Here is a 26,236-nt window from a genome sequence, read left to right as displayed (position 1 = left end):
AGCTTGGCAGCTTGCTGCCTAGCTGAAGCTGGGTGAGGGTGTGCGGCGTTGCCGGACCCTCACCCGCTGCGACTAGCGAGCAAGCTCGCAAGTCTCGCTGCCCTCTCCCCCAAGGGGAGAGGGGCAAAGAAAAAGGACGGCCCTTTCGGACCGCCCCTTTCCTTTATCGCTATCCCGTGCCCTTACACCTTTTCGGCGTAATACAGCGGCGCATGTTCGTTGAGGATCTGCAAGATCTTTGCCTGCGCGGTCTTTTCGTCGCTTTCCTCCATCGCGGCGAGTTCGCGCGCGAGACGGCTCGACGCCGCTTCGAATATCTGGCGTTCCGAATAGCTCTGCTCGGGCTGGTCGTCGGCGCGGAACAGGTCGCGGGTCACCTCGGCGATCGACACGAGGTCGCCCGAATTGATCTTCGCTTCATATTCCTGCGCGCGGCGCGACCACATGGTGCGCTTGACCTTCGGCTTGGTGGTCAGCACCTGGAGCGCTTCCTTCAGCGTCTTGTCCGACGACAATTTGCGCATCCCCACGCCTTCGGCCTTGTTGGTCGGGACGCGCAGGGTCATTTTTTCCTTTTCGAAGCGCAGGACATAAAGTTCGAGCTGCATTCCGGCGATTTCGGATTTCTGCAGTTCGATGACGCGCCCCACGCCATGTTTCGGATAAACAACATAGTCACCGACTTCGAAGACGAGCGTGCTTGCGGACATTCAAATTCCTTTCATTGGCCTTGTCCGGGACGGGAAAGCGCGTAAACAACGGTATATCCGGCCCTCGGCGGGAGGGGGACGAGGGCTGTCAGGGCGGCGCTAGCCAGTCAGAGTGACAAGGGATGGGCTCCATCGGAAACGCCAAACATGCCCCAGCCCGGCGGCGGGAAGAGGCACAATGTCGGCGCGTTGATATTAATTATAACAGAGTCGCAACAAAATTGCCACCCCTGCACGGAAATGCGCCGATCGGCGGCTTGACGAGCCGTCGTACCCGTTTCACCTTGAAACGAAAATCAAGATAGGGAGCGGATATGAAAGATCAAATCTGGTGGGTCACGGGCGCCTCGTCGGGCATCGGCGCCGCGCTGGCGCGCGCGCTTGCGGCACGCGGCGCAAAGCTGATCCTGTCGGGGCGCAATATCGCCGCACTGGAGGCGGTGGCGAAGGATTGCGGCCCCGGCACGATGATCCTGCCGTTCGAGGCGACCGACTATGCCGCGCTGCCCGCGATCGTCCGGCAGGCGTGGGACTGGCAGGGACGGATCGACGGGCTGGTGAACAACGCCGGAATTTCGCAGCGCAGCCTGGCGGTCGAGACCGACTTTTCGGTCTATCAGCAGATCATCGGCGTCGACCTGCTCGCCCCGATCGCGCTGACGCAGCAATTGCTGCCGCGCATGATCGACGCGGGCGGCGGGCAGATCATCGCCATTTCGAGCGTTGCGGGGATCGCTGGCGTGCCGCTGCGCAGCGCCTATTCGGCGGCGAAGCACGGGTTGATCGGCTATCACGACGCCGTGCGCGCCGAGAATGAGCATCTGGGGCTGAAGGTGCTCGTCGTCGCGCCGGGATCGGTGCGCACCAACGTCAGCCGCAACGCGCTGAACGCCGACGGCAGCGTGCGCGGGACGAGCGACGCCGCGATCGACAACGGCCTGTCGCCGGACGATGCGGCGGCGCAGATGCTCGCGGCGGTCGACGCAGGCAAGCGCGAGATCGTCGTCGCCGAGGGCGCCGAGGCGGCGATTGCCGACCTGCGCCGCAGCGACCCCGACGCGCTGTTCGACCGGATGAGCGCGATGGTTCAGGCGGGCTATGCGCAGCAGATGAAGGCGGGCCGCACGTCCTGAGCGCGCGGTTCCACGAAAAAGGGCGGCCCGTTGCCGGACCGCCCTTCTCTTCTCCACCCGTCGGTGGAAAAAGCTTTTAGCGCTTCGAGAACTGGAAGCTGCGGCGGGCCTTGGCCTTGCCGTACTTCTTACGTTCGACCGCGCGACTGTCTCGCGTCAGGAAGCCGGCCGCCTTGACCGGGCTGCGCAGCGCCGGTTCGAAACGGGTCAGCGCCTGCGCGATGCCGTGCAGCACGGCGCCCGCCTGGCCCGACAGGCCGCCGCCCTTGACGGTTGCGATCACATCATACTGGCCAACGCGATCGGTCAGGCCGAACGGCTGGTTGATGACGAGGCGCAGCGTCGGGCGCGCGAAATAGACTTCCTGGTCGCGGCCGTTGACGGTGATCTTGCCCGTGCCGGGCTTGACCCACACGCGGGCGACGGCGTCCTTGCGGCGGCCGGTCGCATAGGCGCGGCCCTGCTTATCGACGATCTTTTCGCGCAGAGGCGCGGTCGGGGTTGCCGGAGCGACGGTGCCTTCGACGGCGCCGCCAAGATCCTTGAGATCGGTCATGGTCTGTTCGTCAGCCATTATGCACCCACCTTGTTCTTGCGGTTCATCGACGCGACGTCGATCACTTCGGGGTTCTGCCCTTCGTGCGGATGTTCGCTGCCAGCGAAAATGCGCAGGTTGCGCATCTGCTGACGGCCGAGCGGGCCGCGCGGGATCATGCGTTCGACGGCCTTTTCGAGCACGCGCTCGGGGAAACGGCCTTCGAGGATCTTCGCAGGGCTGGTTTCCTTGATGCCGCCGGCATAGCCGGTGTGCTTGTAATAGCGCTTGTCCTGCAGCTTGTTGCCGGTGAACGCCACCTTCTCCGCATTGATGACGATGACATTGTCACCGCAATCGACGTGCGGGGTGAACGACGGCTTGTGCTTGCCGCGCAGGATGTTGGCGATGATCGACGCGACGCGGCCCACAACGAGACCCTCGGCGTCGATCAGCACCCATTTCTTTTCGACCGTGGCGGCGTTCGCCGAAACGGTCGTCTTGGTCAGCGCCTTCATGGCACGCTCCTTGACAGATATGGACTGGAGCGCCCGGCGTGATACCGGCCTGCTCCGAAACAAACCGCGCCGCCTGTCCCGAACGGACACCGCGGCGCTTCGACGCGGGCCAATGACGCCGGATGCGCGTAAAGTCAAGTATCGTGCGGCTTTGCTGACGGGTATTATGATACCCTATACGATCACAGCCCCGGTTCGAGCGCGCGAATGCGCTCCTCGACGAGCGTCCGCCCGCCACCATCCGCATCGATAAGCCAGCTCTGCTGCCGTTCGCGCACGACAAGGCCGGTTGCGGTGTCGATCGTCCATAGATCGTCGATGACGAGCGCACGCTCCACGCCGCCGACCGTCATCGATGTGCGCGCCGACTTTGCGACCGTCCGTATTGCGCCGTCCTGCCGGATCGACACGTCCGCGCCAGTGGCGGCCGGGATTTCGCCATTGGCAGGCGCAAGCAGCGTGCGAATATCGGCGCTGGCGAGCTGGTCGCGGTCGGCCGCCGGCAGCGCGGCGATCATCGCGGCAAGTTGCTGCGCCTGGGCGCGCTCACCCTCGGCGCCTGCCGCCTCGACCCGCGCCAGCACGCGCTCCCACAGGCGATCGGGGTCGATCATGTCGATCCGGTTGCCGTCAGCCGCGACCATATAGGCTACGTCTGCGCCGACCAGCGGATCGAGCATCATCGTTAGCGCGCGGGTGACGGCGGGCGGCGCGTCCGATTCGATGCGCCGGAGCACCGCATCAAGCCGGTAACCCCGCCCCGCGCGCTCCCATTTGAGGTCATAGGTGATCGCAAAATCGATCAGCGACCCCTCGCGGCCGATCCGGCGCGTCGTCACGCGGTAATGCATCGGCTGGCCCACCGGCGGTGCGAAGGCAATTTCGGCTATGCGGGCCGCAGGAGCCCCGCCAGCCGCGGCGGCAGGTGACGCCGGAGCCGCGAGCAGCAGCAGCGCGCCAAGACCCGCGCCCGGGATCATGCTGCGCGGCGGCCCAACCGGTGCAGTGCCGCCGCGGCGATCGCGACAAGGATCGCCCCAACGACCTGGTGCATCACCGCGATCCACATCGATACGCCGGAGACGACGGTCCAGATACCGAGAAGCATCTGCACCGCGACAACGCCGACGAGCGCGCGCGCTTCACCGCGCGCGCCGCGCCGCGCCAATGTGCGGGCAAGCAGCAGCAGCGCGCCGGCAGCAACCCACGACCACCAACGGTGGAGGAAATGGATGAGGAACGGATCGTTGGTCAGCGCGAGCCACGCGCCGCCGCTCCAGTCGATCCCGGCGGGCACGAAATGATCGTTCATCAGGGGCCAGCTGTTCGAAACATAGCCCGCGTTGAGCCCCGCGACCCACGCGCCGAGCAGCAATTGCACGAAGAGGATCGCGATGACGCCCATCGCCGTGCCGGTGAGCCGCGCGGGCCTTGCCGCCGGATCGCGCGCAAGCGCCCCCAGGTCGCGCGCGGTCCATACCAGCCCGGCGAGCAGGAACAGCGCGGTCAGCAGATGCGCCGCAAGCCGGTAATGGCTGACGTCGGTCCGATATTCGAGCCCCGATGCGACCATCCACCAGCCGAGCGCGCCCTGCAATCCGACGAGCGCGGTCAGCGCGAACAGCCGCGGGCCATATCCGGCCGGGATGACGCGGCGCCACGCGAACCATATCAGCGGCACGACCAGCGCCATACCGACGAGGCGGCCTAAAATCCGGTGCAGCCATTCCCAAAAAAAGATCGCCTTGAACCCCGCCAGCGTCATGCCGAGGTTGATCTCACTATATTCGGGGATCTGCTTGTATTTCTCGAACTCCTTGGCCCAGTCGGCCTCGTTGAGCGGCGGCAAGACACCCGACACGGGGCGCCATTCGGTAATCGAAAGCCCCGATTCGGTCAGGCGGGTGATACCCCCAACCCCAACGACGACGATCACCAACAGCGCGACGAGCCACAACCAGCGAGCCAGCGCGCCGGGGCGCGGCGTGGCGGCGGCAGACGACGGGGAAAGCGCAGAAGAGTCGGTCATGGCCGCCCTATCGTCGGTTGCCGTTCGATAGGCAAGAGGTCGCCGCGGCCGGGCGACACGGGAAATTCATGGTCGCGACAGATGCGGCTTGATAAGCGATTGGCATGGCAGCCCGCATCCGACCGATCCTTGCCGCGCTCACCTTGCTCGCGGCGCCGCTGGCATCGGCCGCGCCGAACGCCGCGCCCTCGCCCTATGCCGCGCTTGCCGCGACCGAGGCGCGCGTCGCCGCCATCGGCTTTCGCCTGACGACCGCCAATGGCGCCTGGTGTCCTGTCCAGCAGCCGCAGTTCGGGTGGATATGGGGCGACCCGCGCCTGTACGATGGTGACCGGCGTGCCGAGGCGCTCGCGGTTTATGGTGCGAGCGATGCAGGCCATGCCTTCATCGCCGCGATGGCACCCGCGTCGCCCGCGGCCGATGCCGGGATGCGCGTGGGCGAACCCGTTGCGGCCATTGACGGCGCCTCCGTCCCCGATGGCAAGGGCGAGCACCCCTTCGCCCGCATTACCGCCATCGAGACGCTGCTCGCCAGTCGGCCCGGCGACACACCGATCGATCTGCAAATCGGCGCGGGCCGGATCGTCCGCGTAACGCCCCTCCCCGGCTGCGCCAGCGATTTTCGTGTGGAGGCCCAGGACAAGCCCGGCGCGGTGGCCGACGGTCGGCTCGTGCTCGTCAATCAGGGCCTCGCCGAATTCGCCCCCGACGATGCTGAGCTCGCCGCGGCGATTGCGCATGAACTCGCCCACAATATCCTCCGCCACCGCGAGCGGCTCGACGCGGCGGGGGTCGATCGCGGGTTGGGCAAGCAATTCGGGCGCAGCGCGCGGCTGTTCCGTCAGACCGAGGTCGAGGCCGACCGGCTGTCGGTGTGGCTGCTCGCGGGCGCCGGTTACGACCCCGGCGCCGCGGCGCGCTTCTGGAGCAGGTTCGGCCAGCGCAAGGGCCGCCCGCTGTTCCAGGCAGGCACGCACCCGGGTTGGCGCGAGCGCGTGGAGACGCTGGAGGCTGAGGCCGCGACGATCGCCTCCGCGGTCGCGGCGGGCCAGCCGCTGCGTCCGCCGCTGGTCGATGCACCGCCGCCCTTGGAATAAACGCGCGCTCGTCCTATTTCGGCGTCATCCCATTCTCCCCCACAAGGACCGACACCATGACCCACGACACCGCCATTTTTGCCGGAGGCTGCTTCTGGTGCACCGAAGCCGTGTTCCAGTCGCTCGCGGGCGTCGAGCGCGTCGAGAGCGGCTATATCGGCGGCACCGTCACCAATCCGACCTACAAGCAGGTGTGCGGCGGCGATACGGGCCATGCCGAGGCGATCCGCATTACGTTCGATCCCGCGGTCATCGGCTATGACGACCTGCTCGACGTCTTTTTTGCGACGCACGATCCGACGCAGCTCAACCGCCAGGGCAACGACATCGGCACCCAATATCGCAGCGCGATCTTCCCACTGAACGACGCGCAGGCCGACGCCGCGCGCGCGGGCATCGAACGCGCCGCGCCCGACTGGCCCGCGCCGATCGTCACGACGATCGAGGCGGCGTCCGAATGGTATCCCGCAGAGGATTATCATCAGGCCTATTGGGAGGGCGAAGGGCAGCGAAACTCCTATTGCATGGCGGTTATTCCCCCCAAGCTTGCCAAGCTGCGCAAGGGGTTTGCGGAGCGCCTTCGCAGCTAAGGGGTCGCCCGCGTCGGCTGTTGCCTTATGGCCGCATGACTTCAATTTTCATCGTCTCCGACCAGCGGGCGCGGCGCCACGTCCGCCGGCCCCTTTTCCTCCGCCGCGTTCCCCGCTAAGCCCGGCGCCATGAAACCGATCCGCAAAGCCGTTTTTCCCGTCGCCGGTCTCGGCACCCGCTTCCTGCCCGCGACCAAGGCGATCCCGAAGGAGATGCTGCCCGTCGTCGACCGGCCGCTGATCCAATATGCGGTCGATGAAGCGCGCGAGGCAGGGATCGAGCAGATGATCTTTGTCACCGGCCGCGGCAAGAGCGCGATCGAGGACCATTTCGACATTGCCTTCGAGCTCGAAAAGACGATGTCCGAACGCGGCAAGGATCTGTCGGTGCTGGCGCCGACGCGGCTCGGCCCCGGCAATTGCGCCTATGTTCGCCAGCAGGAGCCGATGGGGCTGGGCCACGCGATCTGGTGCGCGCGCGATATCGTCGGCGACGAGCCCTTCGCCATTTTCCTGCCCGACGAGTTCATGCACGGATCGCCCGGCTGCATGAAGCAGATGGTCGATGCCTATGCCCGCGTCGGCGGCAACCTGATCTCCGTCCTTGAAGTGCCGCACGAACAGGTGTCGAGCTATGGCGTGATTGCGCCCGGCGCGCGCGAAGGCGCGCTGACCGAGGTGAAGGGGCTGGTCGAAAAGCCGCCGGTTGCCGAAGCGCCGTCGAACCTCATTATTTCGGGCCGCTACATCCTCCAGCCCGAGGTCATGCGCGTGCTGGAAAATCAGGGAAAAGGCGCGGGCGGCGAAATCCAACTGACCGACGCGATGGCGACGATGATCGGTACGCAGCCGTTTCATGCCGTGACCTTCGACGGCGCGCGCTATGACTGCGGATCGAAGGCGGGCTATATCCAGGCCAATCTGGCCGTCGCGCTTGAACGCCCCGACATGGCCGAAGAGGTCCGCGCCTTCGCCATCGACCTGCTGAAATAGGGCCGGCGGAGGCAGGACGCCTCCGCCGGCCGAGTCTTCATTCGCCCGCGATATTGGGTTTCGGAAACGTGTCGGCGCCCAGCGTCTTGTACAGCACGCCGCCGATAATCCCGCCGACGATCGGCGCGACCCAGAACAGCCAGAGCTGCTGGATCGCAAGCCCGCCGACGACGAGCGCCGGGCCGGTGCTGCGCGCCGGATTGACCGACGTGTTGGTCACCGGGATCGAGATGAGGTGGATGAGCGTCAGCGCGAGGCCGATCGCGATCGGCGCAAAACCCGCGGGCGCGCGGCCGTCGGTCGACCCCATGATGATCCACAGGAAAAAGGCCGTCAGCACGATTTCGATCAGCAACGCCGACCAGATGTCGAAACCACCCGGCGATCCTTCGCCAAAGCCATTGGCTGCCAAGCCGTTGGTTGCAAGGTCATAGGTCGGACTGCCGCTGGCGATGTAGAAGAGCAGGAAGGCCGCGACGATCGCGCCGAGCAGCTGCGCAATAACATAGAGCGGAATGTCGCGCGCCTCGAACCGGCCGCCTGCCCACAGGCCGACGGTGACCGCGGGGTTGAGGTGGCACCCGGAAATATGGCCGATCGCATAGGCCATGGTGACCACCGTCAAACCAAAAGCGAGCGACACGCCGAGCAGGCCGATCCCGACGTCGGGGAACCCCGCCGCCAGCAACGCGCTGCCGCAACCGCCAAACACGAGCCAGAATGTGCCGATGAATTCGGCCAAACCCTTTTGGATATTCGTCATGATGACCCTCCTCCCCGCCGGCGGCCTCAGACGCCTCCGGCGCGGTGTCATCCTATCAGCACAGCACAGCCGGGCAAGCCCGCGCGAAATGCCGCAAAATCAGGCGGCGGCGACCGATTCGACGAAGTGGCGCGCACGCTGGTCTAGCGACAGCGCCGCTCCCGAAAGCCCCGCCGACAATTGACCGAGCGCCTGCGCGCCTCGCGAGGCTCCGTACGGTGGGTCTGAGCGCGTACGACGCGGCTGCGGTAAGCATGAGTTTAACCATTTATTTCAGTGATGTGGCATCCCGGCCCCAGACCACGCCGCCCCGTCGCAATATGCTGTTCAGCTCGCGCCGGTTATGCGATGACCGCTTGCTGCGAGGAGAGAGACGATGCGCGCTTTGATTTTACCCCTGATCGCCGCACCCCTGCTCGCAGGCTGCGTGAGCGCCGTGAAAACGGTCGTCACCGCGCCGGTGAAGGCGGTCGGCCAGGTCGCCGACTGGTCGACGACGAGCCAGGACGAAGCCGATCGCAACCGCGGCCGCGAACTGCGCAAGCGCGAGGAACAGATGGGCAAGCTGTCGCGCCAACGCGACAAGGCGGCCGAAAAATGCCGGGACGGCGACGAGGACCAATGTCGCCGCGCCGAAGTGCTCGACCATGAAATCGAGGCTTTGATGGCGGCGCCCTATTGATTTGAAGGTGGCTGAAGCTCTCAGCCATTCCTCAAATTCCGTTCGTGTCGAGCGTAGTCGAGACACCCCGAAGGTTGGCGCTCCCCAAGCGCGTCTCGACTTCGCTCGACACGAACGGGAATGGAGGGTTCACCCCACGTCGCCGCTACCGAACCCGCCGTCCGGTCCAGACGACGCGCCCGACGAGCCGGATCGCCGACAAAGGTAGATCATCCCAGCTGCGATAATGCGGATTGTCGCTGATCACCGATACGCGCCCCGGCCCAGGCGCGCGCGCAATCCGCTTGACCATCAGCACATCGTCCATGCGCAGCACGTAAATGCCGTCGCGCAGCCGCGCCGCCGCATCGCCGCCATCGACCAATATGTCGTCGCCGTCGTCGAGCGTCGGCGCCATCGAATCGCCCTCGACGCGAATGATGCTGAGCGCGCGCGGATCGGCGCCAAGGTCGCGCAACCATTTGGGATCGAACGCGACCTCGCCCTCGACCGGCTCGCCATCGACGCTGGCGCCCGCGCCGGCCGACGCCCCGATCGCGAGCTTGGGCACCAGAATCATTCCCGGCCCGCGGCTTCGCGCCGGGGTGGCAACGCGTGGCACGGGGCCGCCGAGCATCGCTTCGGAAACCCCCAGATAGGCGGCGATGCGCGCGCGATCCTGCTCGGCCAGGCGCCGCGGCGAGCCGCGCTTGATATATTGCTGGATATAGGCGGGATTGCGCCCGATTACCTGCGATAGCCGCGCATAATCGATACCCTTTTCGGACAATAGCCGGTCGAGCGCGGCGCGCGGGTCTGGAACGGGGTCGATCATGGGCGCTTCGGTCTGGTCCTTCCTCTTTTCTTTCTAGCAAGCGGATTTTTCCTAGACAAGTAGGAAATCGAGCATCAGATAGGAAATATCCTATCGGGCGACTCACCCGGTTTCTTTAGGGCTATCAGGAGGACAATATGGAGCGCAGCCTGTTGCAACGGATCGAAGCTTTCCTGAAGGAATCGGCGATGCCACCGACGGTCTTCGGCCGTGCCGCGGTGCGCGACCCGCGGCTCGTCAGTGACCTGCGCGGCGGGCGCGAACCGGGCACGCGATTGAAAGCGCGTGTAGAACATTTCATGAACAAATGGCGCGCCGAGCGGGCCGGCACACGAGCCGGTGCATGATGCGCTGGTCCCCTGCCCGCCCCCCGCGCCCCGGATGCCCGCACCGCCGGTTGCGCTTCCTGCTGACCGGCGAATTGCCGCCCGGCCTTGCCGCCGGCGCCTCGACCTTCCGCCCGTGGGCCAGCGCGAACTTTGTCGGCGCGCGCCATATCTTTCCCTGCGCCATGGCGGTGGGCGAAGCCGAGCCGGTACGCCGCGCGCTACAGGCGCGGCTAGGCGCGATCGAATGGCGGCTGCCCGGCCATATCGTCGCCGATGTCGTGGTGGAATGCGGGAGCGATCCGCACACGCTGCGGATCGAGATATTGACCGTCGAGGATTAAGGTCGGCAACACCTCAATTCCGTTCGTGTCGAGCGAAGTCGAGACACCCATCGGCGCGGCGCAAGATCGATGGGTGTCTCGACTTCGCTCGACACCAACGGGACGATTGGTCAGATCAATGCACGCCGCGCTAGCCGACCGATTGCCGCGTCATCCGCTGCAAGGTACCAAGCGCCGCTTCGAGCGCGAAGTCGACCTCAGGCTCGTGATGGGGCGCATCGGCGTCCGGGCGCCCGGCAGCCTGTCGGCGTAGCGCGAGGCCGGCTTCGAACCGCGCGACCATTGCGGCGAGCGATTTGTCGGCGGGGTCGGACGCGCGCGGCGGAACGGTCATTTCGGCCGGCTGGAGCCAGGGCGCATCGGCGCCAAGATCCTCGTCGGTCGCAAGATCGGCCAGGATCAGTTCGCCCTCTGGCGCGCTGTCGGCGACGTCTCCTGTCGCGGCATCGTCGACGGGCTTGAAAAGGGGTGCGTCGAATGCGTCGAGGCCGCCCGCGGGCAGGTCGCGCGCCGCGCGGATCGGCGGGCGCAGCGAATCATCGGGGTGCAGGTCGATGCGGCGGCGCGTGAACACCGGCTCGTCATCGTCGCTGACCTCGGCCTCGCGGCGGAACGGATTGCGCAGCGATGACAGGCCGACCGCGTCGGGCCTCGCCATCAGCAGGGCAATGAAGCCCGCGATCAATGCCGCAACCGCAGCCATGCCAAAGGCGAGCGCGAGGCGCCCGCCATTGCCGATCGGCGGCACGAACAGGTCCGACAAGCGGTCGAGATAAAGGTTCCAGCTGATCGCGCTGACCCAGGAAAACGGCATCAGCGCGGCGAAAAGGAAGGTCAGCGCCGCGGCGCCGATCACCGCCGGGATCGCAGGCTGAAGCGCGCGCAGCAGCGCGCTCGCCATGCTTTTCACCCCGTTCTCGCTCGCATCGTCCATATCGTCCCAAATCCTTGGCGTCAGCTGCCGCGCAGCAGCCGCTGGTAAACCGGCTCGTAACGTAAAATGTTTGATGACCAGTTACGATGGCTTTCGACAAAAATACGCGCCGTCCGCCGCCGTTCGGGCCATATGTTCCTGTTTTCGAGCAGCTTGGCAAGCGCCGCCGCAATCGCCGCTGGATCGTCGGGCGCGAACAGGGTGCCCGTCGCGCCGTCCTCGATCAGTTCGCGGTGGCCGCCGACGTCGGACGCCGCCACCAGCTTGCCCTGCGCCATCGCCTCGAGCGGTTTCAGCGGGGTGACAAGGTCGGTCAGCCGCATCTTCTTGCGCGGATAGGCGAGGATGTCGATCAGCGAGTAATAGCGTTCGACCTCGCCGTGCGGTACGCGGCCAACGAAATGGATCTGCGCCGACGCCAGCGACGCCGCCGCCTGCGCCTTGAGCGCCGCCTCCATCGGCCCGCCGCCGACCAGAAGCAGCCGCGCCTTCGGCTGCGCTGCGACGAGCGCAGGCATCGCGGCGATCAGATCGTCGATTCCCTCATAGTCGTAAAAGCTGCCGATATAGCCGATCACCGCGTCGCCCGCCGCGAACCCCAACGCGGACGCGAGCGCATCGTCGCGCGGTGGCGGGTCGCCGAACAGCTCGAGGTCGACGCCGTTGGGCGACACGGTGATCTTGGCCGGATCGATCCCCCGCGCGATCAGGTCGCCGCGCAACCCTTCGCAAATCACTGCAACCGCGTCGGCCGATCTGACCGCGTGCGTTTCGACCGCTTTTGTCAGCCGGTACCGCAGGCTTCCTTCGCGTCCCGTGCCGTTGCCGACCGCTGCATCCTCCCAGAAAGCGCGGATTTCATATATCACCGGAATGCCGAGCCGCTTACCGACGCGCAGCGCTGCGAGCCCGTCCAGCACCGGCGAATGCGCGTGGAGAACATCGGGTTTCCAGTCGCGGGCCAGTGCTTCGACGCGCTTGGCTAGCGCGCCGATTTCGCGCCATTCGCGCAGCGGCGATGGCGCGGACGCGATCGGCGGCGTGCGATAGAAGGTCAGCCCGTCGACAGTTTCGCCATCCGGCCCGGCTTCGGGATGTCGCAGGCCAGTCACTCCGGCAACCTCCCACCCCTTGGCGACCTGTGCCTTCATCAAGGCGCGGGTGCGAAAGGTATAGCCGCTGTGCGTCGGCAGGCTATGGTCCAGAACATGCAATATGCGGGTCATCGTGCGGGGCTTTGACAGACAAGGCTTAACGCGGCGTCAACCCCGATAGCCTAGGCGCCGTCCCATATGGTCGACAATTTCTCCATTGGCCTGACGCATTTGCTCATGGCGATCGCGCTGTGGCGCCTGCTTTACCGCGACGATCTCGACCGCGAGGTGAGCCCGCGGATGCTGTGGCAGCAGCGCCGCGATGCCGAACGCGCCGCCGAGGATACGCCGGCCGATGCGTGACCTGGTCCTCGTCGCCTTTTTGTTCGCCTTCATCGGGGTCGGTTTTCGCAAGCCGTTCCTCTTCATCCTCTGTTTCTGCTACATCGACATCGTCGCGCCGCAGCGACTGAGCTATTTCCTCATCAATTCGATCCCCGTTTCGCTGATCGTCTTCGGCCTTGCGATTGCCGGCTGGCTCGTCGCCGACGACAAGCGCGATACACGATGGTCGGGGCGGCAGACCGTGCTCGTGCTGATCCTCCTCTATTGCTGGATGACGACGATCCAGGCCGATTTCCCGGTCGAGGCGGCGGACAAATGGAGCTGGGTATGGAAGGCGCTGCTCTGGGCGATTTTCCTCCCACTCACCTTGCGCACCAAGCTGCGGATCGAGGCGCTCGCGCTAATCATGCTGCTCTCGGCAGCGTCGATTGCGATCGCGGGCGGGATCAAGACCGCGGCGGGCGGCGGCGGTTACGGGACGCTCCAGCTGCTGCTCAACGAAAATTACGGGCTGTACGAAGGGTCGATCATGTCGACCGTCGGTATCGCGATCATCCCGCTGATCCTCTGGTACCGGCGCCACGGGACGATCTTTCCGCCCGACTGGCGCGTCTCGCTCTTCGCCTTCGCGCTCTGTTTCGCGTGCATGTTGCTGCCCGTGGGGACGCAGGCGCGAACCGGGCTGGTCTGCCTCGCGGTGCTGGCAGTGTTGTCGCTGCGCGCGGTCAAGCACCGCTTTCTCTATCTCGCGGGCGCCGGGCTGCTCGCGGTCGCCGCGATCCCGTTTCTGCCGCAAAGCTTTACTGAACGCATGGAAACGATCCGCGATCACCGCGCCGACCAGTCGGCCTCGACGCGCGTCGCCGTGTGGCAATGGACATGGGAATATACCAAGGAAAACCCCTTCGGCGGCGGCTTCGAAGCCTATATCCAGAACAGTGTCCGCGTCGAAAAGGCGGCGAGCGGCTACGATCCCGATGCGCCGCAAAATGCGCAGGCGACCGTGTATGAAGAACATTCGCGCGCCTATCACTCCAGCTATTTCGAGATGCTGGGCGAACAGGGCTATCCGGGCGTCGGGCTCTGGCTGCTCCTCCATGCGATCGGCGTCGTCCGCATGGAGCAGCTGCGCCGCCGTTACCTCAAGACCCGCCGCGCCGAGGAACAATGGATCGCCCCGCTCGCAACCGCGCTCCAGCACGGGCATATCGTCTATATGGTCGGGTCGCTGTTCGTCGGCATCGCGTTCCAGCCGTTCATCTACATGATGCTCGCGCTCGAAATCGGGCTATCGACCTATTGCCGCCGCCGCGAGCAGGAGGCGGGATGGCGGCCGCTGATGGCGCGCCCGGCGCAGGTTCCGCCGCGGCACAGGCTGCCGGGGGCGATCTGACGCGGAACCATTGCGGCGACCGCGCGCTAAGGATGCATGTCCTCGCCCCGCCTGATTCATGTCGACGACGGCCTGCCCGGCATCACCCGCGAGCGTGTTGGAGAGGGTTGGCGATACCGCGATCCGCAAGGCAAGATCATACGCGATCGCAATGAAATCGCGCGGCTCAACGCGATCGCCCTCCCTCCGGCCTATGAGGATGCCTGGTACTGCCCCGCCGCCAACGGGCATATTCTGGCAACCGGTTATGACGCGCGCGGGCGCAAGCAATATCGCTATCATCCCGAATTCCGCATGGCGCGCGAGGCGGACAAATATGATCGCTGCGCCGCCTTTGGCCACTCGCTGCCGCTGCTCCGCGCGCGGCTCGAAAGCGACCTTGCGCGGCGCAGCCTGTGTCAGGAGCGCGTCGTCGGCGCGGTGGTTCGCCTGCTTGACCTCGCGGCGCTACGCGTCGGCAACGAGCAATATGTTGCCGCGAACAAAAGCTTTGGCGCGACCACCTTGCGCCGGCGCCACGCGAAGCTGACCGGCCAGACGCTGCGCCTCAGCTATCGCGCCAAAGGCGGGGCGCAGCGCGAGGTTGCGATCAGCGACCGCAATATCACTACGCTTATCCGGCGCCTTCAGGACCTGCCGGGGCAACATCTGTTCCAGTATCGGGATGAAGGCGGCGTTTGCGCGGTCGGATCGGACGACGTCAACGCCTATATCCGCGAAGCGATGGGCGACGAATTCAGCGCCAAGCATTTCCGCACCTGGACCGCCAGCGTAGAGGCTTTTGCCTTCTTATACGACGCGCCCGAGCCGCCGACGCTGAAAGCCATGGTCGAACATGTCGCCGAGCGGCTGGGCAACACGCCCGCGATCGCGCGCAAATCCTATGTCCATCCCGCGATGATCGACGCGGCGCAAGCCCGCGGCGACTTTGCCGCGACGGTGGGGCCCCTTCCGCGCACCGTCAAATATCTTTCGCGGTACGAGCGCGGATTTTTGACCTATCTGGAGCGGGCGCCCGATGCCGCGGCGCTGCTCCGTTCCGCCTGATTCAGACCAACGAGGACGATTTGACCTTCGCCATCCTTGCCGCCGCGACGACGGCTACTGCCGCTACCAAGACTGAAACCACCCGCCCCGCCGCCGCGGCGGCCAATCCGATCGCCGACCTACGTGCCTGGTGGGACAGCAGCGTCGCGTGGGTGAACAGTCATTGGCTGCAGATCGGCATCGCGGTTGCGGCGGGCCTTGCCATCTATTTCTTCCTGTCGATGCTTCGCGGCTTTGCGTTGAAACGCGCGCAGGCGACGCCGGGCGATTTTACCCTGACCCACATCGTCGGGCGCGTGATCCACAAGACCAAGTCGTTCGTGCTGGCGATCGTCGCGGTGCGGCTGGTCGCGGGCTATGCGCAGCCGCCCGTCGCCATCATGCAGATCATCCAGCTCGTCTTCACGGTCGCCGTCGTGCTGCAGGTCGCGATCTGGGCGCGCGAGGTGATCCTGGGGCTGATCCAGCGGCGCGCGTCGGACGGACATAACGAGACGCTGTCGAATGCGATGGGGATCATACGCCTGCTGATCAGCGTCGCGCTGTTCGCGATCGCGGCGATTGTCATCCTCGACAATATGGGGGTCAATGTCACCGGGCTGGTCGCGGGTCTCGGCATCGGCGGCATCGCCATCGGCCTTGCTGCGCAGGGCATTTTTTCGGACCTGTTTGCGTCGCTGTCGATCATCTTCGACCGCCCGTTCCGCGTCGGCGAAACGATCAAATATGACACCAGCACCGCGACGGTCGAACGCATCGGGCTGAAGAGTACGCGGCTGCGCTCGATCAACGGCGAGTTGCTTGTTGTGTCCAATACCAATTTGCTGGCGAAGGAGATCACGAACTTCGCGCATCTTCAGCGCCGGCGGGTGATTTTTGCGATCGGCGTCATCTATCAGACCAGTCCGGCGATGCTGCGCGATCTGCCCGCGCTGCTGGAGGAGCAGGTGCGCGCGGCGGGACACGAATTTATCCGGTCGAGCTTCGTCACTTTCGGTCCTTCGAGCCTCGATTTCGAACTGTTGTTCGACGTGTACAGCGAAGATTTCGACGTTGTCACCGCCGCGCGAACCGAGGTGGGCATTCGCGTGTTCGAGGCGATGGCCGAAGCGGGATATGAATTTGCCTATCCGACCCAGACGACCTTTACCGCGGCGCCCGACGGCACGATGATTCTGCCCTATGCCGATCCCGCAGCAACCGAGGCGGCAAAGCCTGCAAAGAGCTGACGCTACGGCGTCGTAGCCAAAGCCCTTGGCCCTTGTGCAACGCGGCAAGAGAGGCCTAGAACGCGCCCCGAACCAGCATAGAGGGGATGATTATGACCGCCATCACGCCGCAGGAATTGCAGACCAAGGTCGGTGAACATCTGGGCACATCGGAATGGGTACTGGTCGATCAGGACATGATCAACAAGTTCGCCGACGCGACGGGCGACCATCAGTTCATCCATATCGACGAGGAAAAGGCGAAGCTTACGCCGTTTGGCGGCACGATCGCGCACGGCTTCCTGACGCTGTCGCTGATCCCGATGCTCGGCGCGCGCACCGACGGGCCGAAGATCGAGGGCGTCAAAATGGGCGTCAACTACGGCGGCAACAAGGTCCGCTTCCTTGCCCCCGTCCGCTCGGGCAAGCGCGTGCGCAGCCATATCAAACTGCTCGAGCTTGAAGAAAAGCGCCCCGGCCAGTGGCAGCAGACCAACGAAGTGACGATCGAGATCGAGGGCGAGGAAAAGCCCGCGCTGATCGCCGAATGGATCAGCCAGTTTTTCGTTTGAGCTTAGCCCTCCCCGGCAAAGATTCAGCCAAAATCATCGAAGAGGAATTCTACCATGCGTGACGCCGTTATCGTTTCCACCGCCCGCACCCCGCTGACCAAGGCGGGTCGCGGGTCGTTCAACAACACCCTCGCCCCGACGCTGGGCTCCTTCTCGGTCAAGGCCGCGGTCGAGCGCGCGGGCCTGGAGGGCGGCGAGATCGACGATGTCCTGTTCGGCGCGGCGATGCAGCAGGGATCGCAGACGATGAACGTCGCGCGGCTGATCGCGCTGCGTTCCGGCCTGCCCGTCACCGTCCCCGGCATGTCGATCGACCGCCAATGCTCGTCGGGCCTGATGACGATCGCGACTGCGGCGAAACAGATCATCGTCGACCGCCAGGACATTTGCGTCGCGGGCGGCATCGAAAGCATCTCGAAGGTCAGCGGCAGCGGCAAGGTGTTTATCGAAACCGACGACGAGCTGATCGCGATGCACAAGGACACCTATATGCCGATGATCGGCACTGCCGAGGTCGTCGCCAAGCGCTACAACATCAGCCGCGAAGCGCAGGACGAATATTCGCTCCAGTCGCAGCAGCGCACCGCCGCGGCGCAGGCCGCGGGCAAATATGACGACGAGATCGTCGCGTGCAAGGCGACGATGGCGGTGATGGACAAGGAAACCAAGGAAGTCAGCTTCAAGGACGTCGTTGCCGACAAGGACGAGTGCAACCGGCCCGACACCACGCTCGAAGGGCTCGCCAGCCTGAAGCCGGTGATGGGCGAAGGCCACACGATCACCGCGGGCAACGCAAGCCAGCTTGCCGACGGGTCGTCGGCGTGCGTCGTGATGGAAGCCAAGGTCGCCGAAAAGCGCGGCCTGACCCCGCTTGGCCGCTATGTCGGCATGGCGGTCGCGGGCACCGAGCCCGACGAAATGGGCATCGGACCCGTGTTCGCGATTCCCAAGCTGCTTGAGCGCTTCGAATTGAAGATGGACGACATCGGCCTGTGGGAGCTCAACGAAGCCTTTGCCGTGCAGGTGCTCTATTGCCGCGACAAACTCGGCATCCCCGACGAGCTGCTCAACGTCAACGGCGGCTCGATCTCGATCGGCCACCCGTTCGGCATGACCGGCGCACGCTGTGTCGGCCACGCGCTGATCGAAGGCAAGCGCCGCGGCGTGAAATATGCCGTCGTGACGATGTGCATCGGCGGCGGTCAAGGCGCTGCGGGGCTGTTCGAAGTCTTCTGACGATCCAGCGGGGCCGGTCCTTCGAGACCGGCCCTTTTTTGGGAGGAAACAGCATGAGCGCCATCGGCATTATCGCCACGCTACGCGTCCAACCGGGCAAGGAAGACGCGTTCGAGAGCGTCTTTTCCGAACTCGCCGCCGCGGTGAACGCCAACGAGGCGGGCAACAGCTTTTACAAGCTGTTTCGCACCGAAGCGGCGGGCGTCTATAAGGTGCTCGAATGCTATGACGACGAAGCGGCAGTTGAAGCGCACCGCGCATCGGATCATTTCCGTACGCTGGGCGCCAAGCTTGGCCCGTGTCTGGCGGGAGCGCCGGAGATTGAGAAGCTGAGCGGCGCCTGAGGGAGAATTGGGAACGCCGGGTCGGCCGATGGCGTCCCCCCTCGTTCATCGTCATCCCGGACTTGATCCGGGATCTATAGCGGCCCCGTCGTCATGGATCCCGGATCAAGTCCGGGATGACGAATGGCGGGAAACGACCGAGAGCGGACGTAATATCCTCCCTGTGGCCGAAGGCCATGGGGAGGGGGACCGCGCCCGAAGGGCGTGGTGGAGGGGCCGCGACGGTTGCGCCAAAGCCCCTCCGTCAGCGCTTCGCACTGTCACCTCCCCATGGCTTCGCCACAGGGAGGATCGTAAATCGCACGGTCTGATTTCGACCGAAACCAGTCGTCGCCCCCGCGAAGGCGGGGGCCGCCGTCGGTTTATGCAGCGACGCAGGACAAGGCCTACTGCGGCCCCCGCCTTCGCGGGGGCGACGTTCTGAGGCAACGTCCGCTCACCACCCCAAAGCAGCCACCCTTTTCACACGACCTCGGCAATCTCCCCCGCCCGGTCGCCCAGCACATAGCGCGGCCCGGCGCCGCGCTGCGCCGCCTTGTCCTGCGCATTGTACAGCCCGCATTTCTTCAGCGACAGGCAGCCGCAGCCGATGCACTGGTCGAGCAGCCCGCGCGTGCGCGTCAGCGCCGCGATCTGTGCGTCGATGCGCTCACGCAGCCCGGTGCTGATGCGGGTCCAGTCGGCGCCGTTGGGCGTGCGTCCCGCGGGCAGCCGCGCCAGCTCGGCACCGATCTCCTCAAGGCTCAGCCCCATTTGCTGGGCGATCAGGATGAACGACACGCGGCGGATGTCGGCGCGCAGGAAGCGGCGCTGGCCGCCGCGCGTACGTAGCGCCTCGATCAGGCCTTTCGCCTCGTAAAAGCGGATTGCCGACACCGCGACGCCCGTGCGTGCGGCCAGTTCGCCGATCGCGATCAGGTCGGTGCGGTGCATGGCATCAACTCCTGTCATTGCGAGGAGCGAAACGAAGCGGCGATCTCCGGACATCGGTGTGCGCCGGGCCGATGGCTGGAGATTGCGTCGCTTCGCTCGCAATGACGGCCCAGCGAAGGATCGTCATTTCCTCTTGATCTAAACTCGACTTGAGCTTTCATAAGCCGCGGCGTCAACCCGAATCAGGAGTTCTTCCGTGACGCACGCCTTTATCGAGCATGTAAATCTCACCGTCAGCGATCCCGACCGCACCGCCGGCATCTTGTCGGCGATCTTCGGCTGGCACGAGCGCTGGCGCGGTCCCGCGCGCGACGGCGGGCGCACGATCCACCTCGGCGGCGATACGGCCTATGTCGCGCTCTACGCCGGCCCCGACGGCGAACATGAGGGCGCCCGTTACCCCGAAGGCGCGCCGCTGAACCATGTCGGCGTGCAGGTCGATGATCTCGACACGATCGAAATGCGCGTGAAAGCGGTCGGCCTCACCCCCTTCAACCACGACGACTACGAGCCCGGCCGCCGCTTCTATTTCTTCGATCCCGACGGCATCGAATATGAAGTCGTCAGCTATGCCGAGCCGCGCCCGCGCTAAGCCGGGCAACGTCGAGCGCGCTGCCGCGTTGTTCGATCATCGGGGGGGGGGCCCGAAAAGGAGCCATTCGATGAGCAACGACATCAAGACGCAATTCTGGAAAGCATTGGCCGACAGCCCCTATGTGATGGTCGGTGCCACCGGCGAACGCGCGCATCATATCCCGATGAACGCGCAGCTCGACCAGGATGCGAACAGCGCCTTCTGGTTCTTCACCTCAACCGACAATCGTCTCGCAGGTGGCGGTCCGGCGATGGCGCAATTCGCCTCTAAGGGTCACGATCTCTTCGCGTGCATTTCGGGGACGCTGCGCCCAGAAACTGATCGCGCGGTGCTCGACAAGCTCTGGAGCAACGGCGTCGCCGCCTGGTATGAGGGCGGCAAGGACGATCCCAAGCTGTTGCTGCTGCGCTTCGACCTGGACGACGCCGAAATCTGGACCGCCGATCCCGGCATCAAGGGCCTGTTCAAGCTCGCGACCGGAATCACGATGAAGGAAGGCGATCTCGGCAAGCACGCCGAAGTGGCGCTCTAGCCCTGAATCCTCCCTGTCGCGCAGCGATGGGGAGGTGGCAGCGCGAAGCGCTGACGGAGGGGCTTTTGCGCCAACGCTGTGGCCCCTCCACCACCGCCTGCGGCGGCGGTCCCCCTCCCCATCGCTTCGCGACAGGGAGGATTATCAGCCCACCGGCGGCCCGATCCGCCCCTCGCGATATTCGAACCCGCCCTCGCGGTCACGCTCCAGTAGCGCAGGACCGTCGAGGTCGACCCAGCGCGCGCGCTGTGCCAGCACAAACGCCGGCGCGATCGCCAGGCTGGTCGACAACATGCACCCGACCATGATCGCCATCCCAGCAGCGTCGGCGGCGTCGGCGATGCGCAGCGCCTCGGTCAGCCCGCCCGCCTTGTCGAGCTTGATATTCACGCCGTCGTAAAAGGCACCGATCCGCGCAATGTCGGCCGCGGTCTGACAGCTTTCATCGGCAACGAACGGGATCGACGCATAGACGGGATCTAGCAGCGCGTCGGCACCGACCGGCACCGGCTGTTCGATCATTTCGACCCCCATGTCGGCGAGCGCCTCGGCCTCTTCCAACAGATCGACCTGCCCCCAGCTTTCGTTGGCATCGACGATCAGCCGCGCATTCGGCGCGCCCTTGCGCACCCCGGCGACGCGCAGCCGGTCGTCCTCGCCCGTCAGCTTGATCTTGAGCAGGTGATAGCCGTCGGCCTCCGCCGTCGCCGCCTGTTCGGCCATCGCGCCCGGACTGCCGAGCGAGATGGTGAAGGCGGTCGTCCGCGCGGTCGGCGCGCCGTCGCAGCTCGCAAGCTGCCACAGCCTCAGGCCGCGCTGCCGCGCCTCCAGATCCCAGAGCGCGCAATCGAGTGCGTTGCGCGCCGCGCCCGGCGCCATGATTTCCTGCACCGCGGCGCGCGCCTCGGCCGCGGCCATGTCGGCGACATGGCCCGCGGCGAGCAATATCTGGTCGCGGCATGATGCGGCATCCTCGCCGAGATAATAGACTGGCGTCCCCTCGCCGCGCCCGATCGCGCCGTCATCTTCGATCTCGGCGACGACGACATCGACATGATCGGTCGCCCCGCGGCTGATGACGAACGAGCCCGCGACGGGCCAGCGTTCGACGCGCGCGCTTTTCAGTTGGATAGCCATGGCAGGACGTTAATGAAGGAAGCAATGAGCGGCAAACGTCTTTCGGGCAAATCCCTTTCCGAACGCATCGGCGACCTCGGCCGCCGCCTCGCGGTCGAGGCGCACGCCGCCTGGCTCGCCGCGCGCGATCCGCGCGTGCCGTGGTTCGCGCGCCTGCTGGCGGTCGCGGTCGCCGCCTATGCGCTCTCGCCGATCGACCTGATTCCCGATTTCATCCCGGTTCTCGGCTGGCTCGACGATCTGATCATTGTGCCGCTGGGCCTGCTCGCGGTGCGGCGGCTGATCGCCGCGCCGTTGTGGGCCGAACTCCACGCGGCGGCCGAAGCGGCGAGCGAGCGGCCGTCGAGCCGCGCGGGCATGATCTTCATCCTGCTGCTGTGGGCCGCGCTGCTCACCATCGTCTATTGGTCGGTGCGGACGTCGCCTGTCCATTAGCGCATCAAATCCGCTTGCCCCACCCTTTTCCATCCTTACATATCGACGCACGATAATTACTTCAGACACATGAGGATCGCCTTGCCATGCCTGCCAAACGCCTGTCCGCCCCGCTCGCGCTGGTCGCTCTTGCCATGACGCCTGCCGCGGCACAGGCAGCCGAGGCTGCGGCCGCATCCGCGCCCGCTCCCGCGCTCGCCTATCCCGACACGGCGCGCGGCGACACGGTCGATCCGCAGTTCGGCGTCGATGTCGCCGATCCCTATCGCTGGCTGGAGGATGACGTCCGCGTCAATCCAAAGGTCGCCGCCTGGGTTGCCGCGCAGAACAGGGTGACCGACGCCTATCTCGACACCCTGCCCGGCCGCGAAGCGTTCAAGGCGCGGATGACCGAGCTTTACAATTATGAACGCTTCGGCCTGCCGACGAAGGCCGGGACGCGCTATTTCTACAGCCGCAACGACGGGCTTCAGCCGCAGTCGGTGCTCTATGTCCGCGAAGGGTTGAAGGGCGAGGGCCGCGTGCTGATCGACCCGAACCTGTGGGCCAAGGACGGCGCGACCGCGCTCGCCGAATGGGAACCGTCGGACGATGGCAAGCACCTCCTCTATTCGGTGCAGGACGGCGGCACCGACTGGCGCATCGTGCGCGTCAAGGACGTCGCGACGGGGCAGGATCTGCCCGACGAGGTGCGCTGGGTGAAATTTTCGTCGCTTGCCTGGGCCAAGGACGGCAGCGGCTTTTTCTATTCGCGCTTTCCCGAACCCGAGGAGGGCGAGGCCTTTCAGTCGCTCAATGAAAATCACGCGGTCTACTTCCACCGGCTCGGCACGCCGCAGAGCGAGGATGTGCTGATCCACGCGACCCCCGACAAGCCCAAGCTCAACAACAGCGCGGTCGTCACCGACGACGGCCAATATCTGCTCGTCGTCTCGTCCGAGGGAACCGACGAACGCTTTGGCCTGACGCTGCACCCGCTCGGCAAGCCGGGCGCGAAACCGATCGTCCTTGTCGATGATTATGCGAACAACTGGGAATATGTGACCAACGCGGGCACGCGCTTCACCTTCCTGACCAACAAAGGCGCGCCGCGCGCGCGTCTGGTTTCGTTCGACATTGCGAAGCCCGAAAAGCTCACCGAACTTGTCGGCGAAAATCCGGCCACGCTGGTCGGTGCCTCGCGCGTCGGCGACCGCATCATCCTGTCCTATCTTGGCGATGCGAAGTCGGAGGCGCGGATGGTCGCGCTCGACGGCAAGCCGATCGCCAACATCAACCTCGCCGATATCGGCGCGGCGTCGGGCTTCGGCGGGAAATCCAGCGACCCCGAAACCTTCTATGCCTTTTCCAGCTATGCGCGGCCGACGACCATCTATCGCTTCGACACGCAGACCGGGAAAAGCGAGATTTTTGCCGAACCCAGGCTGACCTTTAACCCCGCCGACTTCAGCGTCGAACAGCGTTTCTATAAATCGAAGGACGGCACCGAAGTGCCGATGTTCGTCGTGATGAAAAAGGGCCTCGACCGCAGCAAGGGTTCGCCGACGCTGCTCTATGGCTATGGCGGGTTCAACGTCTCGATGACCCCTGCCTTTTCGCCGACGCGGCTCGCGTGGGTCGACAAGGGCGGCGTGCTGGCGATCGCCAATCTGCGTGGCGGCGGCGAATATGGCAAGGCGTGGCACGACGCCGGCCGCCTCGACAAGAAGCAGAATGTCTTCGACGATTTCATCGCCGCGGGCGAATATCTGATCGCCGAAGGGATCGCCGGCAAGGGCCAACTCGCGATCGAGGGCGGATCGAACGGCGGGCTGCTCGTCGGCGCGGTGACCAACCAGCGCCCCGACCTGTTCGCCGCGGCGCTGCCCGCGGTCGGCGTGATGGACATGCTGCGTTTCGACCGCTTCACCGCCGGACGCTATTGGGTCGACGATTATGGCTATCCGTCGAAGGAGGCCGATTTCCGCAACCTGCTCGCCTATTCGCCCTATCACAATATCCGTGGCGACATGTCGTATCCGGCGGTACTGGTGACGACCGCCGACACCGACGACCGCGTCGTGCCAGGGCACAGCTTCAAATATACCGCGGCGCTTCAGCACGCGAAGGCAGGTAGCAAGCCGCACCTCATCCGCATCGAAACGCGCGCAGGGCACGGCAGCGGCAAGCCCACCGACAAGATCATCGCCGAGGCGGCCGACAAATATGCCTTCGCTGCCAAATGGACCGGGCTGGACGTCGAATAGGATGAGCTATGCCCTCTCCTTTGCCGCGACCGAACCTGCCGAGCTGTGGGCCGAAGCGGGTGACGCCGCGGCGGCGATCGTGGCGGGTGAGCCCGACGGAATCGCAAACATGGCGAATGTCGCGGCGCTCATCTGGCAAGCGATCCCCGACCTTAACTGGGCGGGTTTCTATCGCTTCGACGGACAGGAACTGGTGCTCGGCCCGTTTCAGGGCAAGGCGGCGTGCATCCGCATTCCGCTGGACAAGGGCGTGTGCGGCGCCGCGGCGCGGCTGCGCGCAACGCAGCGCATCGACGACGTCCACGCCTTTCCCGGCCATATCGCGTGCGATGCCGACAGCCGCAGCGAACTAGTCGTGCCGGTGATCGCGAACGGCCGGCTGATCGCCGTACTCGACCTCGACAGCCCCCGGCCCGCGCGTTTCACCGCCGCCGATCAGGCGGGCGCCGAGGCGCTGGTCGCGCGGATTGCGGCCGCGCTGGCGTGAGGCATTGACGGCTTTGGGGTGGTCAGCGGCCGCCCTTCTTGTTCCGTTCGTGTCGAGCGAAGTCGAGACACCGTAAAGGCGCGCCTATGCGTGTCTCTACCTCGCTCGACACGAACGGGGTTTAAGGGGCGGCGGTTCGCAATCCCCGCCGATCGCCCTCCTCCGTATCTGCCCCAAATCGGGACGCTACACTTATAGTTAACCGATTCGCGAATCCGCGCCATTTTTGCTAACAAATTGTTAACCAATCGGTTCGCGCCGGGGAACAGGGAGTTTGGCATGCGCACGGTGTTGTTATTGGGTCTGGCCGCGGGATCGTTGCTGCTGGCGGGGCGCGCCGGCGCCGAGCAGCCGACGCTCGATTATGGCGTGCCCGCCGATCCCGACGTCCGCGTCTACACCGGCTATCCCGACCGCGTTCCCAGCGAATCCGAATATCGCCGCGTCAGCGGTTACGATGCCGAGGGGCGCTGGACCGGCACCTGGGACGGCACCTATGAGACGCCCGACGGCCGCCGGTACGAGGGCCGCTATGAAGGCACGGTCGAGGGCCATGGCGCACCCTATCCGCCGCCGCCCTATAATTATTCGTGGCATCAGGGCGGATATGACGCGCGCTATGAATCCGAAATGGAACGCCGCTGTGGCCGGGGGGGCACAGTGGGCGGCGCGGTTGCCGGTGCTGTCGTGGGGGGCATCGCCGGCAACCGCATCGCCGGAAGCGGCAACCGGACCGAAGGCACGGTGATCGGCGGCGGACTCGGCGCACTCGCGGGCAGCGCGATCGGCAGCGCCGAGGACAAGAAGAAGTGCGAACAATGGTGGGCGAGCCGCGGCGCCGCTCATGACGGCTATCATCAGGGCGGTTACGCCACGACTTATCATCACGGCTATGGCTATGGTTACGGCTGGTACACGCCCGGTGTCGTCGTTACGACGATCATTCAAGGCGCGCCGGTGGTAACCGAAACGGTCGAAACGACGACGCACACCTATTATGAAAATCTGCCCGTGCGCAAACGCCATGCGCCCAAGAAAAAGTGGAAGCCGAAACCCAAGCCGGCGCCGCGCTGCGTCTGCTGAACTACCCGCCAAGTCTGGTCACCTATGCTGGTTCAGGGCCCGTCATCTGCCGATGGCGGGCCTTTTGCCGTCCGGCGCTCC

The 26,236-nt window shown here is 65.4% G+C and carries 32 protein-coding genes; 21 read left to right on the top strand and 11 right to left on the bottom strand.

The features are described from left to right. Positions 1-182 precede the first annotated feature (182 nt). A complete protein-coding gene (locus tag VSX77_RS11760; RefSeq protein WP_011540562.1) occupies positions 183-710 on the bottom strand; it encodes a CarD family transcriptional regulator in 528 nt (175 codons plus the stop codon). 314 nt (positions 711-1,024) lie between these two features. Here VSX77_RS11760 and VSX77_RS11755 point away from each other — a divergent pair, with 314 nt between their 5' ends. Next, positions 1,025-1,843, top strand: a complete 819-nt coding sequence (locus VSX77_RS11755) for an SDR family NAD(P)-dependent oxidoreductase (RefSeq protein WP_338424793.1) — start codon at positions 1,025-1,027, stop codon at positions 1,841-1,843. A 76-nt stretch (positions 1,844-1,919) separates the two neighbouring features. Here VSX77_RS11755 and rpsI read toward each other — a convergent pair whose 3' ends face one another. The 4 genes from rpsI to VSX77_RS11735 all read right to left on the bottom strand — a co-directional run bounded on the left by rpsI (position 1,920) and on the right by VSX77_RS11735 (position 4,925). Beyond that, positions 1,920-2,417 (bottom strand): 30S ribosomal protein S9, encoded by a 498-nt coding sequence (gene rpsI / locus VSX77_RS11750; RefSeq protein ID WP_338424792.1) that lies wholly within the window; start codon positions 2,415-2,417, stop codon positions 1,920-1,922. Further along, the gene (gene rplM / locus VSX77_RS11745; protein WP_184648470.1) at positions 2,417-2,896 is read right to left on the bottom strand and encodes a 50S ribosomal protein L13; all 480 of its coding nucleotides are present in this window, start codon (positions 2,894-2,896) and stop codon (positions 2,417-2,419) included. The genes rpsI and rplM overlap by 1 nt, the downstream gene beginning before the upstream one ends. Before the next feature lie 182 nt (positions 2,897-3,078). Next, positions 3,079-3,876 (bottom strand): hypothetical protein, encoded by a 798-nt coding sequence (locus VSX77_RS11740; protein ID WP_338424791.1) that lies wholly within the window; start codon positions 3,874-3,876, stop codon positions 3,079-3,081. Further along, positions 3,873-4,925: a COX15/CtaA family protein gene (locus VSX77_RS11735; protein WP_338424790.1), complete on the bottom strand. Its 1,053-nt coding sequence runs from the start codon at positions 4,923-4,925 to the stop codon at positions 3,873-3,875. Before VSX77_RS11735 ends, VSX77_RS11740 begins: the two co-directional genes overlap by 4 nt. A 104-nt stretch (positions 4,926-5,029) precedes the next feature. Here VSX77_RS11735 and VSX77_RS11730 point away from each other — a divergent pair, with 104 nt between their 5' ends. The 3 genes from VSX77_RS11730 (at position 5,030) to galU (ending at position 7,605) form a co-directional block, all read left to right on the top strand. Next, positions 5,030-6,022 carry a M48 family metallopeptidase gene (locus VSX77_RS11730; protein WP_338424789.1) on the top strand — a complete coding sequence of 331 codons (993 nt, stop codon included), beginning with the start codon at positions 5,030-5,032 and terminating at the stop codon, positions 6,020-6,022. Positions 6,023-6,078: 56 nt separating this feature from the next. Then, the gene (gene msrA, locus VSX77_RS11725) at positions 6,079-6,612 is read left to right on the top strand and encodes a peptide-methionine (S)-S-oxide reductase MsrA (protein WP_338424788.1); all 534 of its coding nucleotides are present in this window, start codon (positions 6,079-6,081) and stop codon (positions 6,610-6,612) included. A 129-nt stretch (positions 6,613-6,741) separates the two neighbouring features. Beyond that, on the top strand, positions 6,742-7,605 hold the full coding sequence (gene galU, locus VSX77_RS11720) for a UTP--glucose-1-phosphate uridylyltransferase GalU (protein ID WP_338424787.1): 864 nt from the start codon (positions 6,742-6,744) through the stop codon (positions 7,603-7,605). Positions 7,606-7,642: 37 nt separating this feature from the next. Here the strand turns inward: galU and aqpZ are convergent, their stop codons facing one another. After that, positions 7,643-8,368 (bottom strand): aquaporin Z, encoded by a 726-nt coding sequence (aqpZ, locus tag VSX77_RS11715; RefSeq protein WP_338424786.1) that lies wholly within the window; start codon positions 8,366-8,368, stop codon positions 7,643-7,645. Between aqpZ and VSX77_RS11710 the strand changes: the two genes are divergently transcribed. Then, positions 8,367-8,552, top strand: coding sequence for a hypothetical protein (locus tag VSX77_RS11710; RefSeq protein ID WP_338424785.1), 186 nt, complete (start codon positions 8,367-8,369; stop codon positions 8,550-8,552). The genes aqpZ and VSX77_RS11710 overlap by 2 nt on opposite strands. 192 nt (positions 8,553-8,744) lie before the next feature. Beyond that, complete coding sequence (locus tag VSX77_RS11705) at positions 8,745-9,050, top strand: hypothetical protein (RefSeq protein WP_338424784.1); 306 nt, start codon at positions 8,745-8,747, stop codon at positions 9,048-9,050. Between the two features lie 145 nt (positions 9,051-9,195). Here the strand turns inward: VSX77_RS11705 and VSX77_RS11700 are convergent, their stop codons facing one another. Further along, a complete protein-coding gene (locus VSX77_RS11700; protein ID WP_338424783.1) occupies positions 9,196-9,864 on the bottom strand; it encodes a S24 family peptidase in 669 nt (222 codons plus the stop codon). 137 nt (positions 9,865-10,001) lie between these two features. Here VSX77_RS11700 and VSX77_RS11695 point away from each other — a divergent pair, with 137 nt between their 5' ends. After that, positions 10,002-10,211 (top strand): hypothetical protein, encoded by a 210-nt coding sequence (locus tag VSX77_RS11695; protein WP_338424782.1) that lies wholly within the window; start codon positions 10,002-10,004, stop codon positions 10,209-10,211. After that, on the top strand, positions 10,208-10,534 hold the full coding sequence (locus tag VSX77_RS11690) for a hypothetical protein (RefSeq protein WP_338424781.1): 327 nt from the start codon (positions 10,208-10,210) through the stop codon (positions 10,532-10,534). Before VSX77_RS11695 ends, VSX77_RS11690 begins: the two co-directional genes overlap by 4 nt. A 130-nt stretch (positions 10,535-10,664) precedes the next feature. On the opposite strand, the gene VSX77_RS11685 is transcribed toward VSX77_RS11690, so the two are convergent. Both VSX77_RS11685 and VSX77_RS11680 read right to left on the bottom strand, forming a co-directional pair. After that, positions 10,665-11,468: a hypothetical protein gene (locus VSX77_RS11685; RefSeq protein ID WP_338424780.1), complete on the bottom strand. Its 804-nt coding sequence runs from the start codon at positions 11,466-11,468 to the stop codon at positions 10,665-10,667. 20 nt (positions 11,469-11,488) lie between these two features. Continuing rightward, positions 11,489-12,694 carry a TIGR04063 family PEP-CTERM/XrtA system glycosyltransferase gene (locus VSX77_RS11680; protein ID WP_338424779.1) on the bottom strand — a complete coding sequence of 402 codons (1,206 nt, stop codon included), beginning with the start codon at positions 12,692-12,694 and terminating at the stop codon, positions 11,489-11,491. Positions 12,695-12,760: 66 nt separating this feature from the next. On the opposite strand from VSX77_RS11680, the gene VSX77_RS11675 reads away from it, so the two are divergent. The 7 genes from VSX77_RS11675 to VSX77_RS11645 all read left to right on the top strand — a co-directional run bounded on the left by VSX77_RS11675 (position 12,761) and on the right by VSX77_RS11645 (position 18,707). Beyond that, positions 12,761-12,925, top strand: coding sequence for a hypothetical protein (locus VSX77_RS11675; protein ID WP_338424778.1), 165 nt, complete (start codon positions 12,761-12,763; stop codon positions 12,923-12,925). Beyond that, positions 12,918-14,300: a putative O-glycosylation ligase, exosortase A system-associated gene (locus VSX77_RS11670; protein WP_338424777.1), complete on the top strand. Its 1,383-nt coding sequence runs from the start codon at positions 12,918-12,920 to the stop codon at positions 14,298-14,300. The genes VSX77_RS11675 and VSX77_RS11670 overlap by 8 nt, the downstream gene beginning before the upstream one ends. A 36-nt stretch (positions 14,301-14,336) precedes the next feature. Next, on the top strand, positions 14,337-15,347 hold the full coding sequence (locus VSX77_RS11665) for a DNA topoisomerase IB (protein WP_338424776.1): 1,011 nt from the start codon (positions 14,337-14,339) through the stop codon (positions 15,345-15,347). 20 nt (positions 15,348-15,367) lie between these two features. Continuing rightward, positions 15,368-16,576: a mechanosensitive ion channel family protein gene (locus VSX77_RS11660; protein ID WP_422397219.1), complete on the top strand. Its 1,209-nt coding sequence runs from the start codon at positions 15,368-15,370 to the stop codon at positions 16,574-16,576. Positions 16,577-16,668: 92 nt separating this feature from the next. Further along, positions 16,669-17,127 (top strand): MaoC family dehydratase, encoded by a 459-nt coding sequence (locus VSX77_RS11655; RefSeq protein ID WP_338424775.1) that lies wholly within the window; start codon positions 16,669-16,671, stop codon positions 17,125-17,127. Positions 17,128-17,181: 54 nt separating this feature from the next. After that, complete coding sequence (locus tag VSX77_RS11650; RefSeq protein WP_338424774.1) at positions 17,182-18,363, top strand: acetyl-CoA C-acyltransferase; 1,182 nt, start codon at positions 17,182-17,184, stop codon at positions 18,361-18,363. A gap of 53 nt (positions 18,364-18,416) precedes the next feature. Next, positions 18,417-18,707, top strand: coding sequence for a putative quinol monooxygenase (locus tag VSX77_RS11645; protein ID WP_338424773.1), 291 nt, complete (start codon positions 18,417-18,419; stop codon positions 18,705-18,707). Positions 18,708-19,169: 462 nt separating this feature from the next. Here the strand turns inward: VSX77_RS11645 and soxR are convergent, their stop codons facing one another. Then, positions 19,170-19,640, bottom strand: a complete 471-nt coding sequence (gene soxR / locus VSX77_RS11640) for a redox-sensitive transcriptional activator SoxR (protein ID WP_338424772.1) — start codon at positions 19,638-19,640, stop codon at positions 19,170-19,172. A 196-nt stretch (positions 19,641-19,836) separates the two neighbouring features. Here soxR and VSX77_RS11635 point away from each other — a divergent pair, with 196 nt between their 5' ends. Together VSX77_RS11635 and VSX77_RS11630 are read left to right on the top strand one after the other, a co-directional pair. Next, on the top strand, positions 19,837-20,232 hold the full coding sequence (locus tag VSX77_RS11635; protein ID WP_338424771.1) for a VOC family protein: 396 nt from the start codon (positions 19,837-19,839) through the stop codon (positions 20,230-20,232). 70 nt (positions 20,233-20,302) lie between these two features. Further along, complete coding sequence (locus VSX77_RS11630; RefSeq protein WP_338424770.1) at positions 20,303-20,767, top strand: pyridoxamine 5'-phosphate oxidase family protein; 465 nt, start codon at positions 20,303-20,305, stop codon at positions 20,765-20,767. Between the two features lie 144 nt (positions 20,768-20,911). On the opposite strand, the gene VSX77_RS11625 is transcribed toward VSX77_RS11630, so the two are convergent. Beyond that, the gene (locus VSX77_RS11625) at positions 20,912-21,904 is read right to left on the bottom strand and encodes a dipeptide epimerase (RefSeq protein WP_338424769.1); all 993 of its coding nucleotides are present in this window, start codon (positions 21,902-21,904) and stop codon (positions 20,912-20,914) included. 24 nt (positions 21,905-21,928) lie between these two features. Here VSX77_RS11625 and VSX77_RS11620 point away from each other — a divergent pair, with 24 nt between their 5' ends. The 4 genes from VSX77_RS11620 (at position 21,929) to VSX77_RS11605 (ending at position 26,155) form a co-directional block, all read left to right on the top strand. Beyond that, positions 21,929-22,339: a YkvA family protein gene (locus VSX77_RS11620; protein WP_338424768.1), complete on the top strand. Its 411-nt coding sequence runs from the start codon at positions 21,929-21,931 to the stop codon at positions 22,337-22,339. Positions 22,340-22,425: 86 nt separating this feature from the next. Next, positions 22,426-24,585, top strand: a complete 2,160-nt coding sequence (locus VSX77_RS11615) for a prolyl oligopeptidase family serine peptidase (protein ID WP_338424767.1) — start codon at positions 22,426-22,428, stop codon at positions 24,583-24,585. 1 nt (position 24,586) lies between these two features. Further along, positions 24,587-25,072, top strand: coding sequence for a GAF domain-containing protein (locus VSX77_RS11610; RefSeq protein ID WP_338424766.1), 486 nt, complete (start codon positions 24,587-24,589; stop codon positions 25,070-25,072). Positions 25,073-25,351: 279 nt separating this feature from the next. After that, positions 25,352-26,155 (top strand): glycine zipper 2TM domain-containing protein, encoded by an 804-nt coding sequence (locus tag VSX77_RS11605; RefSeq protein ID WP_338424765.1) that lies wholly within the window; start codon positions 25,352-25,354, stop codon positions 26,153-26,155. Positions 26,156-26,236: the final 81 nt, after the last annotated feature.

This window comes from Sphingopyxis sp. TUF1, from assembly GCF_036687315.1.
Taxonomy (GTDB): domain Bacteria; phylum Pseudomonadota; class Alphaproteobacteria; order Sphingomonadales; family Sphingomonadaceae; genus Sphingopyxis; species Sphingopyxis kveilinensis.
Note: the sequence above shows the minus strand (reverse complement) of the source record. Positions and strands in the feature narration are given on the sequence as shown.